We start from the raw sequence: 17,707 nt of genomic DNA, 5'->3' as shown, positions 1-17,707 counted from the left end.
AGGAACATGAAATACTACATTATAGCTGGCGAAGCATCGGGGGACTTGCACGGGTCCAATTTGATCAAGGCGCTGAAAAAAGTGGATACCTCAGCGGAGATACGTTGTTGGGGCGGCGACTTGATGCAGCAAGCTGGCGGCGAACTGGCCAAACATTACAAGGATATGGCCTTTATGGGTTTTTTGGAGGTGTTGATGAACATTCCCACCATCTTCAAAAACATTTCGTACTGCAAAGAAGACATCCAAAAGTTCAACCCCGATCAGATTATCTTTATTGATTTCTCAGGTTTCAACCTTAGAATCGCAAAGTGGGCCAAAGAAAATGGTTTCAAAACCAATTATTACATCTCACCTCAGATTTGGGCATCCCGCGAGGGCAGGATCAAAAAAATAAAGCGGGACATTGACAACATGTACGTTATTCTGCCTTTTGAAAAGGATTTTTATGAGAAAAAACATGGTTTTCCTGTGCAGTTCGTAGGGCACCCACTGATTGATGCCATTGAGAACACTCCGCTTCAGGATAATGAAACATTTCGAAAAGAAAACAATTTAGACCCAAAAAAGCCCATCATCGCATTATTGCCCGGAAGCCGAAAACAAGAAGTGCAAAAGATGTTGGATGTGATGCTTTCGGTAAAAAAAGATTTTCCAGATTATCAATTCGTAATCGCTGGGGCCCCCAGTCTTCCCAATGCGTTTTATGCCCCATTCCTTAAAGGAGACAAAGTGGAGTTTGTATCCAATAAAACCTATACGCTGCTCAAACATTCCCACGCTGCAATGGTCACTAGCGGAACTGCCACTTTGGAAACCGCTCTTTTTGGCATCCCTCAAGTGGTCTGCTATAAAGGAAATTGGATTTCCTATCAAATAGCGAAGCGTATCATCACATTGGATTATATTTCCTTGGTGAACCTCATCATGAAAAGGGAGGTTGTCAAAGAATTGATCCAGAACGATCTGACCCCAAAGAACCTTAAAGCGGAACTTTCCAAAGTTGTCGAAGGAACTGAACGGGAACGCATGCTTTCCGACTATAAGTCGCTCAAGGAAAAATTGGGAGGAAAAGGTGCCAGTCAAATGACGGCCCAATTAATTGTGAAAAATGCGTAGTTTTATCATCCAAGAAAGTAAATCTATTCTTGGATGTTACGAAAAACCATAATCTTACTATTGCTTTTTACCATTGCCGCTTGCGGTCCAGGTAAAAAACGACGCACCTACAGCAAGACCCGAACCGTTACGGTAGAGGGGTCAACCACCGACACTCCCCCTAACGAATCCAAAAAGGAACGCAAAAAAGAGGGGCGTAAAAATACTAAGGCACACGAAATCATTTCCACCGCATTGACTTTTTCTGGGACCCGTTACAAATACGGGGGTACCACCAAACGGGGCATGGATTGCTCTGGACTGATTTATGTTTCGTTAAAGGAAAACAACATCATGTTCCCCAGAACTTCCTATCAAATGGCCATGGAAGGGCAAAAAGTGCGGGTAAACCATGTGGAAAAAGGGGACCTGCTTTTTTTTAAGACCAGTAAAACGGGAAGGCGCATCAACCATGTAGGACTTGTTGTCGATGTGGACGGAAACGACATCAAATTTATTCACGCCACAACCTCACGAGGCGTGCTGGTATCCTCGCTACGGGAAGGGTACTGGAACAGCGCTTTTGTAAAGGCCATGCGTATCCTGTAAGGTGCGTCAGATAAATTTTGCATCCATTAAACTCACAGTGTGGGTGGCCTTGGGCATCACAATCGGCTTTTATTTTGATGTAGCGCCACTTTTGCCCTTATTATCCATGTTGGTTTTGACACCTATTCTTTATTGGGTCGGTAAAAAGCAGTGTAGAACAGGGTTCCCGTATTTTGAAGTGGTCACTACGCTCGTCACGCTATGTTTGGGTGTGCTCGTTGTTGGGATTTCCATGGGCAAAGGTATGAGGTATGCCCCATCATTACTCAAAAATGCGTCTCAACCAAGAAAAAGCGTGGCATCAAAAAGTGAAGGAGGTACTCAAACCCAGCACTTTTTCGCACCGATATGTTTCGGAAATCATTGCTGCGGATAACAAACAAGCTTCTGGAAGATTACTTTTCAGCCTTTCGGGGGACTCTACGCTAAAGCAGTTGCAAGTTGATGATGAACTTTTGATTTATGGCAAACCTGAAGGTATTCGTCCATCCTTGAATCCACTCCAATTTGATTACAAAAGCTACCTCGAAAAGCAGGGTATTTGGCATCAAATAAGAATCAACTACGGTAGTATCGTAAAAAAGGAACATGCCACTAAAACCTTTTTCGGTGTGGCTAGCAATTTCAGAGAACATATCATTGCCAAGCTAGAAGCAAAAACTTTAGAGCCGAGGAGCTAAGCGTGATACAAGCTTTGCTCTTGGGAAAACGGGACGATATCTCCGAAACCAACTATAACAATTACAAAAATGCGGGCGTCGTTCATATTTTGGCGGTATCGGGACTTCACGTCGGGATTATTCTGTTCCTTTTGGAGTTTATTTTGTCTCCTTTGGAACGTTTACCTAAAGGTAAAACCATCAAGCTTATAGTTGTTGTTTTACTACTTTGGGGCTATGCTTTTGTGGCCGGGCTTTCACCTTCCATTTTCCGTGCGGTGACCATGTTCTCCTTCGTGGCCTATGCGCTTTACCTGAGCCGGCCGACCAACTTGTTCAACATTATTGCGCTTTCCATGCTGTTCATTTTATTGGTAAAGCCATTGTTTCTGTTTCAAGTGGGCTTCCAAATGAGCTATGCTGTGGTATTCGCCATTGTTTGGATCTATCCGAAACTGCAAACATTTTGGTTCCCCGAAAACATCATTATTCGTAAAACGTGGCAATTACTATCGGTGAGTGTAGCCGCCCAGTTGTGTGTATTACCCATCAGTTTGTTTTATTTTCATCAATTCCCTGCTTTGTTTTTTGTCTCCAATTTGCTAGTCATCCCATTTTTAGGACTGATTTTGGGCTTTGGCATCTTGGTCATCCTATTGGCCTTGATTGATTACTTACCACAATTTTTAGTCAATGGTTTCAATGGAGCCATTCAGCTCATGAATTCAATCATAGGTTGGGTAGCCCAGCAAGAAGGTTTTATCATCAAAAACATTCCTTTTGATTCAGTTCAGCTGATATTAGCATACTTCATTATCCTTGCCTCAGTGATTTTTCTATCCCAGCCCCGATGGAAGTCAGTTTTGGTATTCTTTGGGGGGCTGATTGTTTTTCAAAGCTGGATAATCTGGACCCAAGTCCAAACCCATCACAAAGAAACTATCATCTTGGTGCACCGTTCCAGGAATACGGTTGTACTGCATCAATTGGGTGATTCACTTTCCATAATCACTTCGGATAGTTCCAATATTGGAAACAGTGCAACCAACAATGCTGTGACTGAACGGATTCAAAAAGTAGATACCATGGTAGTGCAAAATAGTTATGGTATTGGCACCAAAAAACTATTTTTTATGGATGGTACGGGCATTCTTCCTTTGGAAACATTTGGATTATCTGTTGCTCGCGCAATCCCCGAAAATCAATCTGGAACGGGTTCTGGATTCCATCAAATCCAAAAAAGTATTAGCTGACGGCAGCAATTACCCAAGCTTGATCAATACATGGAAGACAACGTGCAGTAAAAAAGAAATCCCTTTACGCTACAAGGGTGAAAAGGGATATCATGTTTTTAGTTTGAAGAAAGACTAACCTCTTTCGATGGTTTCGACTTCATTTTCTGCAGTGATTTCGGTCTCATTGTCCTCAGCACCGTGCGTCAATCGCTTCAATGGTTTTAATAGGAGCAATACCAAGGTACCAAATAATACGGCAAAAATGAACAGTCCACCGAATACTTTTAGTTCCCCTGCTTGAACCGAGCTTTCCCCAACGATTCCTGCAACCTTGTTTCCTAAACCTGTGGCGGCCCAGTATACGCCCATCATCAAGGCCATGTACCTTGCTGGCGCCAATTTTGTGAAGAAGGACAATGATACAGGGGAAAGACACAACTCTCCAATGGTGTGGAAGAGATAGGTCAAAACCAACCAGTACATAGCCGAAGAACCTGAACTTTCATATTGCAAGGAGGCAAAAACCATGTAGACGAATCCCACGCCCATGATGATAACCCCTGTTGCCATTTTAAACAACGAGGTGGCTTCCTTGCCTTTTAATTTTCTTCTCGCCCAGAAATTAGCCACAGCTACGGCAAAAAGGATGATGAATCCTGCATTGGCTGCCTGAAACCATGCTGCGGGCACTTCCCACCCCATGAACATTCTGTTTGTTTTTTCTTGGGCATATAGATTCATAAGGCCACCCATCTGCTCAAAACTTCCCCAAAAAACAATTACCATCAAAAGAGAAATGAGCAGAACAACGTATCTGTCCTTTTCGACTTTTCCGTTCAGGTTTTTGTAGATCATCATCATCATACCAGTGATGAGCGAAAGGAAAATAAACAATATCCCATACCCCCAGTTATCGGGGCCGTCGTATGTAAATCCGGCATAAATGGAATACGCCAAAAGAACTCCCACTATGGTCAATTGCAACGGGGATTTGAGCAATTGAGAAAACAATTGTCCCAAACTTATGTCGGAGGCTTTTTCCTCCAAAGTCGGTTGGTTGCCCACATGGACCAAAAACCGTTGTCCGTAGAGGTAGACCAACAATCCCACAAACATTCCTATTCCGGCAAGGCCAAACCCATAATGCCATCCATAAACCGCAGCTACGATACCCACGGTAATGGATGCGAGGAATGACCCGAGATTTATTCCTACGTAAAAAATACTAAAGCCTTTATCCCTGCGGATGTCGTTTTGTTTATATAATCCTCCCACCATGGTGGAGATGTTGGGCTTGAGCATTCCTACACCCAGAATCACAAAGCCCAAACCGGTGTAATAGGCCCATAAATAATCAATAGCCAAGACGCCATGACCAATGGTCAAGAGAATGGCTCCAATGGTCACTGCTTTTTTCTGTCCAAGATATCTGTCAGCTAAAAACCCTCCGGGTATACTCATTACATAAACCAACATGGTGTACCAGCCATAGAGTGCCAAAGCTTCAGTGGTTGTCCATCCCAAACCACTTTGTGGGTCATTCTTCAATGTTTCCGCAGTCATATACAGGGTAAGAAGGGCACGCATCCCGTAATAGGAAAATCGTTCCCACATTTCGGTAAAGAACAATACGTACAATCCTACTGGATGGCCAAATAATTCTTTTTTGTGGGCTGGTTTAGCAATATCTGACATAAATTTTTGGTTTGGTTATAGGTTCCTGAACTATCAAGAAAACATTTTTGTCATCTTGAGCGCAGTCGAAAGGTCAAACAAAAATGTCTCGACTGCGCTCGACATGATATTTTGTTACAAATCACACATAGCTACATATTATTTATGCGCTAGGTTTAATTGATTAAAAACTCCCAAGTTTACTAATATTTATCGGAAAAATAAATTCTGATGTTGTGTTTGCAACAAATTTTAACCTTTGAAGTACCACTTCGGGTTCAAAATAAATCCGAGGCTCGCCTAAATGGGCAATATCCGTATATTTGAATGCTTTAACCCAGCTTTATGAACACGCCCGTTGAAGGATTTTCCAAACTTACCAAAACCCAAAAAATTGATTGGATAGCCACCAATTGCACTACGGACCCCAAGGCTACCAAACAACTGTTGGAACAGTATTGGAACACAGACCCCAGAGTGCAAAAATTACACGATGAGTTTATTGAGAATACCGTTTCCAATTACTATTTGCCCTTTGCCGTAGCTCCTAATTTTAAAATCAATAATGAGCTCTACGCCGTGCCTATGGCCATTGAGGAAAGTTCGGTGGTCGCGGCAGCAAGCAAAGCGGCGAAATTCTGGTTGGAGCGCGGTGGCTTTAAAGCAGAGATCATTGGTACTGAGAAAGTAGGTCAGATACACTTTATATATAAGGGAGACAAGCAAAAGCTTTCCGATTTTTTTACTTCGGCCAAGCCAGAATTGCTTCAAAGTGTTGCTACCATAACCCAGCGCATGGAAAAGCGGGGCGGAGGCATCAAAAACCTTGAATTACGAGATCTAACGGATAAGATTGAAGGCTATCATCAACTCCATTGCACTTTTGAGACCTTGGATGCCATGGGAGCGAATTTCATCAACTCCTGCTTGGAACAATTCGCAAAGACCTTAAAAGAGCTGGCACTCGATTTTGATGGTTTTACGGAAGAAGAAAAAAACATAGAGGTGGTAATGAGCATTCTATCCAACTATGTGCCAGATTGTTTGGTTAAGGCCGAGGTTAGTTGTCCCATTTCGGAATTGGGTATTGCTGATATGCCTGCCGAGGAATTTGCTGAAAAATTTGTTCAGGCAGTGAACATTGCCAAGGCGGAACCTTACAGAGCTGTTACCCATAATAAGGGCATCATGAACGGAATCGATGCGGTTGTACTTGCTACTGGAAATGATTTTAGAGCTGTGGAAGCCGGTGTGCATGCCTATGCGGCCAAAGATGGTCAATATTCCAGTTTGACCCATGCCAAAATCGAGGACGGTATTTTCACGTTTTGGATTGAGGTTCCCCTTGCTCTCGGAACCGTTGGCGGATTGACCACCTTGCACCCAATGGTAAAATTGGCCTTGGAAATCCTTCAACATCCATCTGCAAAAGAATTGATGCAAATTGTTGCTGTAGCCGGATTGGCCCAGAATTTTGCGGCAGTTCGTAGTTTGGTAACCACCGGTATTCAAAAAGGACATATGAAGATGCATTTGTTGAACATGTTGAACCAATTGGGCGCCACGGAAGCTGAAAAACAAGAACTGGTTACTTATTTTAAGGACCAAACCGTGACCAATGCCTCGGTAAAAGAGGCTTATGAAAGAATTAAATCAAACTAATGGAGAAGGAGTTTTACAGCAACGGAAAATTATTGTTATCCGGGGAGTATGCCATTTTGGATGGAGCCTTGGGACTGGCCATCCCCACTAGCTACGGGCAATCGCTACATGTGACTCCAACCAAGTCCGGATATATAGAGTGGACCAGTTTAGATGAAAACAAGGAAGTATGGTTCTCTGCTAAATTTGACCTTACCGATTCACATGTGGTTTCCGCTTCTGATGAAACCGTGGCAAAGACCTTGAGGTCCTTACTTTTGGAAGCCAATGCACAAAATCCATTATTATTGACGGATAGTGATGGTTTTCAGATTGAGACATACCTTACTTTTCCTAGATCATGGGGTCTTGGAACGTCTTCCACACTGATAAACAATTTAGCGCAATGGGCACGTGTTGATGCCTACCAACTTTTATCGAATGCCTTTGGGGGCAGTGGTTATGATATTGCGTGTGCACAGCATAACTCGCCAATCACCTATCAACTAGTTGATGGAGAACCGAACATTGAACAGATTGATTTCAATCCAATTTTCAAGAATTCCTTATTCTTTGTTCACCTCAACCAAAAACAAAGTAGCAGGGAAGCCATTTCCAATTATCGAGAACAACAGTTTGACAAGCACGAGCTGGTCAAGGAAGTTTCCAGTATTACCAAAAAAATGATTCAGGCCCCGACTATGGCTGGTTTTGAATCGCTGATGGAAGAGCATGAAACCTTACTTTCCCATATTCTAAAAATTGAGCCCGTAAAGCATCAGCTTTTCCCAGATTATTTTGGAATGATAAAAAGTCTTGGAGCTTGGGGAGGGGATTTTGTTCTGGCGACCGGCGATGAAAAAAGTATTTCTTATTTTAAATCGAAAGGGTACGATACGGTGATTCCGTATTCTAGAATGATGCTATAAGTCATTCAGAAAAATGCATTTCAAAAACCTGGTTTTCTGAACTTTCTTTTTTTTCAGGTTAGTTGAATTACCTAATTGGTGAACCCAAATGTCCTATTCATCAATTGACTGTGACTTTATTGAATGTTTTTTCTCATTTTGCACTTGAAGAATGTAACTAGTTCAATAAGTCTTTCAAAAAAAGGAGATATTATATCATTTTTTTGAAGTACACTTTAGTCTTTTTATTGTTATCGGTTTTCTTTTCACTCTCTTTTTAATGTTTAAAAAAGGGGCAGATCTATTTAAAAACAAATTGCTCTTTCTCTTTGCATATAATGCAATACTGATTTTGTACAGTATAATTCAATCAGAGAACCAATCACAAAACCTGATTGTTTATGCCCTTTCTGTCACTTTGTGCCCCTATGGTTTTCTTATTTATTTCTGCATTAAACATCCCGATAAATTCTATGGACAACAATCTGGTCTCTTTTATTTTCCAAGAAGAATTCATACGTAATATTAATCATACTACTTTATCCATAAACCCAAACCCATCATCCGTCAATTGGCACCCAAAAAATCCATCCATAGCTTTTAAGTTTGAATATTCATCAAACTATTTGCAACATGTCCCAAATCTGTAAAAACATAGTCAGCAAAGCATTGATTGGCATTTTTCTACTTTCTGTTTCTTCTTCATTTTGTCAAAATGATATAGAAGGAACTCAGAGGCTTGACAACTTTTTAAGCAAGAGTTGTACAACCCAATATAATAAGATCACTTCCGAATCGGTACAGCGTATTTTGAAGTATGATGTGTTCCATATCAAACAAGAAACCAAAAACATTTATGGAGAAAAGGAAAGAAAAGTCAATGGGTTTATAGTGATTGACAATGGGCAGGAAGTAAATCGGTTTGAGCATATTAAAACCAATACCGAACTCCCCAAACTAACCAGCAATATCCGTGAAGATTTTGTTCAGAACAAAGATGCCGCGCCACACTTTCAAGTATTTTTGGATTACATCTATCCCATTGCCGAATGGAAACCGGACAAAAGAGAGTTCTTTTTTAAAAATGGTAAATGGTACTTCCTCCGGGATGCGTATTTCCGTTCCAAGCAAGGTTTTCAAGTTACCGTGAACTCCAAAGGAAAAATCACACATATCTGCTATAAAATGAAGTGGGAAGAACCCGAAAGTAAATAAGCTGCGAAACAGTTCAACAAAAAAAGCCTCCCAGTTGGGAGGCTTTTTCAATATCCGCTACAGCTATATCCTAGTAGAATGTAGCTCTCTTATCTTCTATCTCAGCTTTGTCCTTCAAAGCGTTGTAAACGGCACCGTTTACCCTTGCTGCTGCACTTGTTTGCAAGTTTTGTGCATAGGTACTGTAATTTTCTACATCGGCAGCTTCGGTTTTATTGGTAACCTTGATCATGAACACGCCTGTGTTGCCTTCAATCAAATCGGAAGTTTGATCCTGCTCTAGAGCAAAGGCTGTCCCAACAACCAAAGGTTCTCTACCGGCTCCGGGCAAGGTCGGTGATGACAAAGTAACCGCAGATGCAGTGCTTGGGCTCACATTATTGTCCGAAGCAATAGCATCCATGGTCTTACCTTTGTTGGCAGCTATGATTTGCTCTGCTTTAAGTTCCTTTCTAATGGCTGGCAATGCTGTTGCAGAAGCATCCTCAGGGGCCATTAGTCCTTTCTTGTACTTTTTGGTCAGCTGTACTACGGCATAACCGTTGTTTGCGTTGAAGCGTCTAATGTCGCCTACGCTGGTATCATCATTGAATGCCCATTGCACAATGCTACGCTGGGAACCAAGGCCCGGAAGGTTCTCTTCCATTTCCTTGATTTTGTTCACTGGTCGGACCGTGTAGTTACTTTCCCTGGCAATATCCCCAAAATCTTCTGGCTCTGCATCCATCACGGCCATTTCGTACTTAGTGGCATTGGTAAACAACGTATTGATGGTTTCTTCGGATGGCTCGATTTCCCTTGACAAGGTAGCCAGTTGTATCACATCTTGCTTATCATCAACCTTGATGACGTGGTATCCAAATTGAGTTTCCACCAATCCAACGGTTCCTGTTGGGTTACCAAAACAGAAATCGTTGAACTCATCGGCCATTACCCCTTCTTGGAAATATCCAAGATCTCCTCCACGTGGTGCGGATGGTCCATCTGAATTATCTCTTGCCAAAGCACTAAAAATAACGTCTTCTTTTCTGGCTTCTGCCAACAATCTATTTGCTTCGGCTTCGGCCTCTTCTTTGGTTCTGGTAATAGATGGGTTAGCACGCTCTGCACCTTCCCAAGTAATCAAAATATGGCTTGCCTTTACTGTTCCATTTTCCTTTCTGTCCATGACCTTGGATACTTTGTAAGCGTCACCGTCTTTATATGGACCGTAGATTTCCCCTACGCTCATTGCCATCAATGTATCGGCAACTACGGAAGGAAGGTCTTTCTTGGCTTTGTAAATGGTATCGAATTTGGCATCTGAATGTCTGTCCAAGAACGCGGCCATATCAGTGGTGTTCCTAAATTGCTTTTCTACATAAGTAGTATCTGTAGCCTTGGTAACTTTGTCGTCTATCAAGCTCGAAATTGCAGCTTTTACATTATTCTCATCTTCAGCAGATGGCTTTTCTTCAAAATATACAAAACGGATATCACGGGCTTTGTCTTGTTCGAACAAAGCTTTGTGATCATTGATGTAAGATTGGATATCACTTTTGGAAACTTCAATGGTACTATCTGGAATTGAAGTGTAGGGAATACGGATGTACTGCATGTCCACTTTGTCGTTGGCCATATCGTAGTTCATTTCTCCTTCGGCAAGGGTGGCAGTAACCCCTCCTTTTACCAAGTTGAAGTACATACGCTCTTTGGCGGCTTGTATGATGGAGGCTTCATCTTGCAACCAAGCATCGTAACGCAATGGGTCGTTGGCTCTCCAATCGGCAATGGCACTTTTAAAGACCTGCTCGTTGAATACTCCGTTCTCATCCTGAAAATCCGGAATCTGGGCATAGCCTGATGTTCTTACGAATTCAATGATCTGATCGCTTTCCACATCAATCCCCAAATCTTCGAACTGTTGGTCCAAAATGGTTTTTCTTACCTCTTGATCGTATACCATGTTCACCAGCTGGGTAGAGGTAACGCTTGGCCCGTATCTTCTGGAAGCTGTCTCTACCTGAGCTCGGAACTCATCGATGGGAATATTCTCTCCATTTACCTCTGCAACCGAGGAGCCTACTTTTCCTCCGGAAAAATTATTGCTGCTGAACACTCCTGATATCACGAATGCGAACAACGCCAAACCAATAATTAGAATAAGAACTGTAGTCCGTTTTCTAATATTCTCTAATATTGCCATTTTACTGCTTGTTTTCTTTAAATTCAGTGGGCGAAAATACCACTTTCTTTTCAAATAGGAAAGCTAAATAAGGGGCGGAAATTATTAATCTTCAGTATGAACGCGTACACTTACCAGGTCGATTTTGGTATTGGACACCTCCAATATTTTGAAGGTAAAATTGTCCACGGTTACTTCTGAATCCTGTTCGGGTATCTCTCCTGTTTGATTGACGATCAATCCTCCCAAAGTTTCATATTCTTCCCCCTCAGGAAGCTCCAGTTTATAATTTTCATTGATATAGTCCACTTCCATTCGTGCTGAGAACTTGTATTCGTTCTCGCTCACTTGTTCCTCATGCAGGTCGGTGGAATCGTGTTCATCTTCAATTTCCCCGAAGAGTTCTTCGATAATATCCTCCACGGTCAAGATACCGGAAGTTCCTCCATATTCGTCAAGAACAACGGCCATACTTTTACGCTTTTTCGTCAGTACGTTCAATATATCCTGTATGAGCATGGTCTCTGGAACAAATTCCACGGGAAGCAATATACTTTTGATGGTTTTCGGCTTTTTGAAGAGTTCATAGGAATGCACATACCCAATGATCTCATCAATGCTTTCCTTAAAAATCAGGATTTTGGAATAACCTGTTTCCGTAAAAAGCTTGGCCAGGTTTTTAGGGGTCTCGTTGAGTTCCACTGCTGTAATCTCGGTTCGCGGCACCATCACTTCCCGTGCCTTCACGGTTGAAAACTCCAAAGCGTTCTGGAAAATCTGTATTTCGGAATCAACATCATCCTCTTCCTCCACGGTTTCCATTTGTTCGTTGATGTAGTCCCCCAATTCCAGTTTCGTAAAAGATAGCTGCACCTCGTCCCCATCGGTCTTGAAAAACACCTTCAGGATAAAATCCGACACTTTGATAACAAACCATGATATTAGCGAAAATAACAGATAAAAGAAATAGGCCGGAACAGCAAAAATCTTGATCAGTGCATTGGCATATATCTGGAAAAACACCTTGGGCAAAAACTCCGCGGTCAATAGGATGACCAATGTTGAAATAACCGTTTGAGACAGTAAACTGAAATCCGTCAGCAATGCATTCAAAAATTGATAGTCGGTCGGTAACAGGGTTTGAAACCATGCCATAAGCATATCGCCCATAAAAAGACCGTAGATTACCAAAGCAATATTATTGCCGATAAGCATGGTGGCAATAAACTTTGAAGGTTTATCCGTGAGCAAAGTGAGTACTTTGGCCAAGAAACCTTCTTGCTTTTTCTCTATTTCAATATGAATCTTATTGGCGGAAACGAAGGCAATCTCCATTCCTGAAAAAAATGCTGAAAACAGCAGCGAAAGAACTATAATTACTACAGAGGAGTCCAAGGTTATTGTTGATTATCCTTTTTTCGCTGTTCAAAACGCTTCCGGTATCTTCTTCTGAAAACGAACATGGCGATGGACACCACGGCAAAGAAGATAAAAATGTAGGTATCCTTTGGATTTATGCTCCAAAGTGTGGCTATCTTGTAAATGGAAATGGCCGCTACGGCCAAGTAAAGGTATTCGGTGTATCGTAAAATCTTAATCATCCTGTTCTTCTTCTTTTATCGTCATTAATCCGTAGGTCTTATGGGCCTTGAAAAACGTGAACTCTGTATTGAAATCCATTCCTTCGCCATCCATTACGGTTGCATCTTCTGGATTTGTATAAGTAAAAGTGGCTTCGGTAAAAATCCAATTGTTCTTTCTATCCACGAACAATTGGTCCGTTTCCAGTTTCTTACCATCATGGGTTTCAATGACCACATTTCCCTGCAAATCTATCAAATTAGTTTGGGAATAATATATTGCATAATCCGATACTACTACACTTTTTTTTCCCTCATCATCATAAAAATCAACCTGTAGGCCTTCGGGAAAGGTTTTGAACTTAAACCTTTGATTATCATAATCCTCTGACAATGGACTTTTAAGTACGGCTATTACCCGGGAAGTAGCGGAATCCTGGGTATTCATTGACTCAACGGTCTCGGTATAAGTCAATGTGAAATTTTGGGCGACTCCTTGGGGAAATAAGGGCTTTACCGCCTCTTCTCCCACTCTTTCGTAGTCGTCACCACAGGATATAAAAAGGATTGCCACGGTAAAAACCGTGGCAAAACTCTTTAAAATATGTTCAGATGTTTTCTTCACTATAAATTAGGTACGGTAACACTACCACCTACCCAACAGTTGAAAGAAATGGTTTGACCCGCTTTTCCTGAGCTAAAGATCATTTCTTTGGAAGGGGCTTTGGCATCGTAGTTAGCCGCCAACTGACTTGCACGACCACTCAATGCTGGATCTACAGTTGCCGCTTTTCTTGCCATGGCAGCAGCTTTCCAATAAATCGCTCTCTTTTCAAATGGTGTATCACCACATGCGTTGGCACTATTACCATAAAGTGTAGCTATCAATAAATATGCTTTACCGTTAGCTGGGTTGGCATCAATAGCCTTGAGCGCGTAGCTCCTGGCTTGCGACGAACTATTTTTCCTAACAGTAGTTGCAATCTTATAAAGAATTTCAGATTTCTTGTAAGAATCGGTTTCCAATTCCACTGCTTTGTTGAAGTCCGCCAAGGCACCGTTCAAATCCCCTGATTTTTGCTTAAGTACACCACCGTACATGTATGCATCGGCAGATGGATCTAGAGCCAACTGGGCTTCGAACAATTTTCTAAACATTGGATCGTCCGTACATTCCTTGGAGAACATTCTTCCTACGGCCGCCTTTACCCACTTCACATCGTCTTTTCTTTCGTCAAAATTCTTTTCGTACAATGGGATAAGGTTGTCACAATCTGCAAGTGCACCCAATTTGGAATCTATACTGCTTGCTATTTTACCGTAATTTTCAGAATTCACACTAGCAACCTTAAACATTCTCTTTTCCTTAGTAGTCATGGTGCCCAATGAATCTTTAGGAAGAAGCTTGGTAACAATACTAGTCAATTCTTGATTTTCCTCTTCAATTTTTCCAGTTACATCATCATAAGTCTCAAATACATCCTGAAGATCCTTTTTACCTGCATCATGCAAATCAACTAGACTTGAGAAGTATAGGTAAAGTGCCTTAGGATTCTTAAAGTTGGCTTGATCCTCTTTGAATCCTTTGTCCAACATACTGAAAATCTCTTCATCGGAAGCCATTTTATTGTCATACAACAACAATGCTTTATCGATTGCCACACCTGCTTCAGAATATTTTGTTGGGAAATATTTCAAGCTATTGTCATACAATGCCAATAAATCCTGAATATAGGCATCCTTATCGGCTCCGGTTGAATTATCTATTTTGGATTTCAAAATCCTTTCTCCATAGGAGAAGTTTGCCTTATTGATATCCGGGCAACTTTCGTAAACCATTTTCCATGGTTCGTAAGCTGCGTCATAATTTTTAACCTTTACGTGTTCTGCATAAATGGACAGATTGGTCATACACTCGGGGTTCTGTGCTTGGGCCATACTTAATCCCGTCAACATGGTGACCATTATCATCGTTAAGTAGTGTCTCTTTTTCATCTTACTAGTTTTAAAGCTGTTAAAGTACAAATTTTCATTAAAAAATCCTCTTGGAGGACCTTATATGGGTGGTTATTTATCAAATTATCAAAAAAAAGGGCTATCAATTTATTTTTGTTTTCTGAAACCAACTTGCATTTAAGGATAAGCCCAAATTGACTTTGAAATAACTTTCCTCGATCAGGTTCATATCGGTTGTCCCTCTTCTTCCCAATTCAAAACCTACATTAAGATTGGAAAAAGTTCCTCCCATCGGTAAACCTAATCCAAAAGTTATGCCAAAATTGTTTATGTCCTTATTGTTGACTGTCATTCCGCTTACATCATACCGCAATCCAGCGCGGTAGGTAATGCGATTAAAATAACTTGAAAGTGAACGATAATCCGGTATCCAGTATCCGCCCAAAGCATAGGTACTGGCATCATTATAGGTTACGTTCTCCAATCCAAGGAAAGCATTTTCAAAATCACTCATTTTCTGAAAACTGTACTCCGCTCCCAAAAACCATTTTCTATCCTCGCCAAGACCAAGTCCCAGGGTTGCTCTAGTAGGAATCTTTAATTCCGTATTCCTTAGGTTGGTTGCATCGAGGTTCACATCGACCACTTCAACATTGTTGCCGCTGGCTAGGGAAAAAGAACCAAGGGTTTGCTTGTTCTTGGAAACCAAGTTGCCCTGCGTGTGCACCAATATAGATGTGTACAATGTATATTTATCTTTGATTTTGGGTGTGTAGTTCAACGCATACTTGAAGTCGTAACCGTTGATTTTGGATTCCCGGTTGTCCAATGTTCCAAACTGCACTCCTTCCACAGCTTGGATTCTTTCATATTCCAATGTCCCAAAGTTGAAATTGGCCGTCACTCCCAAACTAAGGTCCTTGACAAGCTCAAAACCAAGGGAGGCATACAACCTGTTCAGCCCTCCTTGCCCGGAAAAGAAGTTGGTCACTTCCGCCCCTCCACTATTGGTCGAGGTGGAGTTTAGATCATACCCTACGGATGAATAAGGCATTATACCGAAACCGAAACCAACATTCTTGGCCAAGGGAAAGCCAATGGCCAGATAATCCAAATTGGTAACGGAGGTGTTCTGCTCTTCGGTAAAGCTCTTGAGCCTATACTCTTTATGGGAAAGTCCCGCAGTGTATGCGGTCAGTCTTAATTTGGAGTATGCCGCTGGATTGGATAGGTTGACATGGATGCTATCCCCATGCATACTTATTCCCCCCATCATTTGATTATCCACACTTCCGTTGTCCCTGTGGTCGCCGACCCCGAAATAGGAATATGGCGAAATGGTTCCATTTTGTGCGAACAAACCATGGGCAGTCACGCAAAAAAAAGCGATCAGAATTTTTTTAATCATTCAATTTGTGTTGTATTCCAGTAGGCAATTTAGCCCCTCCAAGAGAAATTTGGAGTTCGCAAATATGGTGTTTTTTAGCCTTTTGGCAAAAAAATGGGAGTCTCCGCCTGTTAAAATAACTGTTAAATGTTGAAAACGAGACCGATATTGATTGATTACCCCGTCCACTTCCTGCGCCACACCATTGATCACGCCGCTGTGCATGCAGGATTCGGTGGAGTTGCCAATAAAATCCAAAAGTTCGTCGGGTGCCAGTTGGGGCAGGCCCGCCGTTTGGTTGTGCATGGCATTGTACCGCATTTGGATGCCCGGCGAAATGGCACCGCCAACGTATTCCCCTGCATTGTTCACCATTTCGTAGGTAATGCAGGTGCCGGCATCGATGACCAAGGTGTTGCCCCGTGGGTTTTGGTAATAGGCCGCTGCGGCGAGGGCCAATCGATCCACCCCCAAAGTGCTCGGTGTGGCGTAGCTGTTCTTGAACGGCACCTTGGAGGCACTGCTAAGCACGTGCACTTTGCAAAAAAGGGCAACCACATCCCTTTCCTTGCGGTCCAGTTTACCTACGGATGATATGATAGCGTTGTTGATGCGCGGGAACTGCTCAAAGAGTTCCTTGATTTTGGAAAGGAACAGGCCCGACTCAAAGCTATGGTCGTAGATTAACCTTCTGTTCTGGAAAACAGCGTATTTGATGCGTGTATTGCCTATATCGATGACCAGGTTCATAGTACAAAGATCGGGAATTGGAAAAAATCAAGGGCTTTTTTTCGGGTTTTTGTTTGTATATCCTAATTTTGAAATTATATTTGCACCCGCTTAATACAGCATGGTACCTTAGCTCAGTTGGTAGAGCAACGGACTGAAAATCCGTGTGTCCCTGGTTCGATTCCTGGAGGTACCACAAAAAAACCCGCAAACTTGGTTTGTGGGTTTTTTGTTTTTAGTTCCTTCCTATTAAAATCAACCCGTGTTAGTTTTTCTTTTTTGTCAGTCCGTAAATTATATTAATTGGAAATAAGATTTGTCCAATTCCAATTAGCAATAGAATCAATAGGATGATGAGGGTCAAATTATCATTAAAATCATATTCCAAGATTTCTTCCCGATAAAGTTGAGCTAAAATCAGTATGATCAATGTTCCTCCAAAAGTCAATCCGATATGGGTCCAAAATAACCACTTTGATAACTTTCTAATTGCCTTTTGCATAATCCAATATCCAAATCCAATGATTCCAAAAAATATTGAAATCAGGATTGTTAAATGAAAATACAAAATAACTAAGTAGGTACCATGAACATTAAAGTACAGTATAGAATCTCCACTTAAGATTCCGATTAATAAAATTATCGGAATTGCTGTTAAAAAAATCAGATAGGGCTTTTCAATTAGTTTGCTCATTCAACTTTCTGCTAACGGTCCCAGCTCGTATGTTTACGCGCACACAATCTATTATTTATAAATATAGTAGTTTCCCAATAATAAATTAGAGCTAGAATAGAAGGGACAGAGAGGTCTCGGCTAGATACATTGAATGATATCGTTTCATAGAAATCCCG

The 17,707-nt window shown here is 41.6% G+C and carries 16 protein-coding genes and 1 tRNA gene; 8 read left to right on the top strand and 9 right to left on the bottom strand.

All coding sequences use genetic code 11. From position 1 onward, the window contains the following. Positions 1-6 precede the first annotated feature (6 nt). From lpxB to EO132_RS12705, 4 genes are all read left to right on the top strand, one after another. On the top strand, positions 7-1,119 hold the full coding sequence (gene lpxB, locus EO132_RS12720; protein ID WP_127138225.1) for a lipid-A-disaccharide synthase: 1,113 nt from the start codon (positions 7-9) through the stop codon (positions 1,117-1,119). A gap of 33 nt (positions 1,120-1,152) precedes the next feature. Beyond that, positions 1,153-1,707: a C40 family peptidase gene (locus EO132_RS12715; protein ID WP_127138224.1), complete on the top strand. Its 555-nt coding sequence runs from the start codon at positions 1,153-1,155 to the stop codon at positions 1,705-1,707. Positions 1,708-1,958: 251 nt separating this feature from the next. Next, on the top strand, positions 1,959-2,387 hold the full coding sequence (locus EO132_RS12710) for a ComEC/Rec2 family competence protein (protein WP_127138223.1): 429 nt from the start codon (positions 1,959-1,961) through the stop codon (positions 2,385-2,387). 2 nt (positions 2,388-2,389) lie between these two features. Beyond that, entirely contained in the window at positions 2,390-3,619 is a 1,230-nt protein-coding gene (locus EO132_RS12705) for a ComEC/Rec2 family competence protein (RefSeq protein ID WP_127138222.1), read from the top strand. Positions 3,620-3,733: 114 nt separating this feature from the next. Here EO132_RS12705 and EO132_RS12700 read toward each other — a convergent pair whose 3' ends face one another. Next, complete coding sequence (locus EO132_RS12700) at positions 3,734-5,296, bottom strand: peptide MFS transporter (protein ID WP_127138221.1); 1,563 nt, start codon at positions 5,294-5,296, stop codon at positions 3,734-3,736. Positions 5,297-5,620: 324 nt separating this feature from the next. Here EO132_RS12700 and EO132_RS12695 point away from each other — a divergent pair, with 324 nt between their 5' ends. The 3 genes from EO132_RS12695 to EO132_RS12685 all read left to right on the top strand — a co-directional run bounded on the left by EO132_RS12695 (position 5,621) and on the right by EO132_RS12685 (position 9,039). Next, on the top strand, positions 5,621-6,937 hold the full coding sequence (locus tag EO132_RS12695; protein WP_127138220.1) for a hydroxymethylglutaryl-CoA reductase, degradative: 1,317 nt from the start codon (positions 5,621-5,623) through the stop codon (positions 6,935-6,937). Beyond that, entirely contained in the window at positions 6,937-7,845 is a 909-nt protein-coding gene (locus tag EO132_RS12690; RefSeq protein ID WP_127138219.1) for a GYDIA family GHMP kinase, read from the top strand. The genes EO132_RS12695 and EO132_RS12690 overlap by 1 nt, the downstream gene beginning before the upstream one ends. 612 nt (positions 7,846-8,457) lie before the next feature. Continuing rightward, on the top strand, positions 8,458-9,039 hold the full coding sequence (locus tag EO132_RS12685) for a hypothetical protein (protein WP_127138218.1): 582 nt from the start codon (positions 8,458-8,460) through the stop codon (positions 9,037-9,039). A 70-nt stretch (positions 9,040-9,109) separates the two neighbouring features. On the opposite strand, the gene EO132_RS12680 is transcribed toward EO132_RS12685, so the two are convergent. The 7 genes from EO132_RS12680 to EO132_RS12650 all read right to left on the bottom strand — a co-directional run bounded on the left by EO132_RS12680 (position 9,110) and on the right by EO132_RS12650 (position 16,876). Then, positions 9,110-11,224: a peptidylprolyl isomerase gene (locus EO132_RS12680; RefSeq protein ID WP_127138217.1), complete on the bottom strand. Its 2,115-nt coding sequence runs from the start codon at positions 11,222-11,224 to the stop codon at positions 9,110-9,112. Positions 11,225-11,308: 84 nt separating this feature from the next. Beyond that, positions 11,309-12,538 carry a hemolysin family protein gene (locus EO132_RS12675; protein WP_470299670.1) on the bottom strand — a complete coding sequence of 410 codons (1,230 nt, stop codon included), beginning with the start codon at positions 12,536-12,538 and terminating at the stop codon, positions 11,309-11,311. 62 nt (positions 12,539-12,600) lie between these two features. Then, positions 12,601-12,804: a hypothetical protein gene (locus EO132_RS12670; protein WP_119606555.1), complete on the bottom strand. Its 204-nt coding sequence runs from the start codon at positions 12,802-12,804 to the stop codon at positions 12,601-12,603. Further along, entirely contained in the window at positions 12,797-13,408 is a 612-nt protein-coding gene (gene lptC, locus EO132_RS12665; RefSeq protein ID WP_127138215.1) for an LPS export ABC transporter periplasmic protein LptC, read from the bottom strand. Before lptC ends, EO132_RS12670 begins: the two co-directional genes overlap by 8 nt. Then, positions 13,408-14,778: a hypothetical protein gene (locus tag EO132_RS12660; protein ID WP_127138214.1), complete on the bottom strand. Its 1,371-nt coding sequence runs from the start codon at positions 14,776-14,778 to the stop codon at positions 13,408-13,410. The genes lptC and EO132_RS12660 overlap by 1 nt, the downstream gene beginning before the upstream one ends. Before the next feature lie 103 nt (positions 14,779-14,881). Further along, positions 14,882-16,147, bottom strand: a complete 1,266-nt coding sequence (locus tag EO132_RS12655; protein WP_127138213.1) for a BamG family beta-barrel-assembly machinery protein — start codon at positions 16,145-16,147, stop codon at positions 14,882-14,884. Continuing rightward, positions 16,148-16,876, bottom strand: coding sequence for a type III pantothenate kinase (locus tag EO132_RS12650; protein WP_127138212.1), 729 nt, complete (start codon positions 16,874-16,876; stop codon positions 16,148-16,150). It lies immediately after the preceding gene. Positions 16,877-16,978: 102 nt separating this feature from the next. On the opposite strand from EO132_RS12650, the gene EO132_RS12645 reads away from it, so the two are divergent. Then, a tRNA-Phe gene (locus EO132_RS12645) sits at positions 16,979-17,051 on the top strand. Between the two features lie 69 nt (positions 17,052-17,120). Here EO132_RS12645 and EO132_RS12640 read toward each other — a convergent pair. Further along, positions 17,121-17,549, bottom strand: a complete 429-nt coding sequence (locus EO132_RS12640) for a hypothetical protein (RefSeq protein ID WP_127138211.1) — start codon at positions 17,547-17,549, stop codon at positions 17,121-17,123. Positions 17,550-17,707: the final 158 nt, after the last annotated feature.

Source organism: Flagellimonas oceanensis (genome assembly GCF_003992595.1).
Lineage (GTDB): Bacteria > Bacteroidota > Bacteroidia > Flavobacteriales > Flavobacteriaceae > Flagellimonas > Flagellimonas oceanensis.
Note: the sequence above shows the minus strand (reverse complement) of the source record. Positions and strands in the feature narration are given on the sequence as shown.

Excerpts from the sequence above, each read along its gene's own strand:
- EO132_RS12650 (WP_127138212.1), bottom strand. The coding sequence starts at position 16,876 with ATGAACCTGGTCATCGATATAGGCAATACACGCATCAAATACGCTGTT.
- EO132_RS12670 (WP_119606555.1), bottom strand. The coding sequence starts at position 12,804 with ATGATTAAGATTTTACGATACACCGAATACCTTTACTTGGCCGTAGCG.
- lpxB (WP_127138225.1), top strand. The coding sequence starts at position 7 with ATGAAATACTACATTATAGCTGGCGAAGCATCGGGGGACTTGCACGGG.
- EO132_RS12695 (WP_127138220.1), top strand. The coding sequence starts at position 5,621 with ATGAACACGCCCGTTGAAGGATTTTCCAAACTTACCAAAACCCAAAAA.
- EO132_RS12715 (WP_127138224.1), top strand. The coding sequence starts at position 1,153 with ATGTTACGAAAAACCATAATCTTACTATTGCTTTTTACCATTGCCGCT.
- EO132_RS12690 (WP_127138219.1), top strand. The coding sequence starts at position 6,937 with ATGGAGAAGGAGTTTTACAGCAACGGAAAATTATTGTTATCCGGGGAG.
- EO132_RS12700 (WP_127138221.1), bottom strand. The coding sequence starts at position 5,296 with ATGTCAGATATTGCTAAACCAGCCCACAAAAAAGAATTATTTGGCCAT.
- EO132_RS12710 (WP_127138223.1), top strand. The coding sequence starts at position 1,959 with ATGCCCCATCATTACTCAAAAATGCGTCTCAACCAAGAAAAAGCGTGG.
- EO132_RS12680 (WP_127138217.1), bottom strand. The coding sequence starts at position 11,224 with ATGGCAATATTAGAGAATATTAGAAAACGGACTACAGTTCTTATTCTA.
- EO132_RS12655 (WP_127138213.1), bottom strand. The coding sequence starts at position 16,147 with ATGATTAAAAAAATTCTGATCGCTTTTTTTTGCGTGACTGCCCATGGT.
- EO132_RS12685 (WP_127138218.1), top strand. The coding sequence starts at position 8,458 with ATGTCCCAAATCTGTAAAAACATAGTCAGCAAAGCATTGATTGGCATT.
- EO132_RS12660 (WP_127138214.1), bottom strand. The coding sequence starts at position 14,778 with ATGAAAAAGAGACACTACTTAACGATGATAATGGTCACCATGTTGACG.
- EO132_RS12675 (WP_470299670.1), bottom strand. The coding sequence starts at position 12,538 with ATGGAGATTGCCTTCGTTTCCGCCAATAAGATTCATATTGAAATAGAG.
- EO132_RS12640 (WP_127138211.1), bottom strand. The coding sequence starts at position 17,549 with ATGAGCAAACTAATTGAAAAGCCCTATCTGATTTTTTTAACAGCAATT.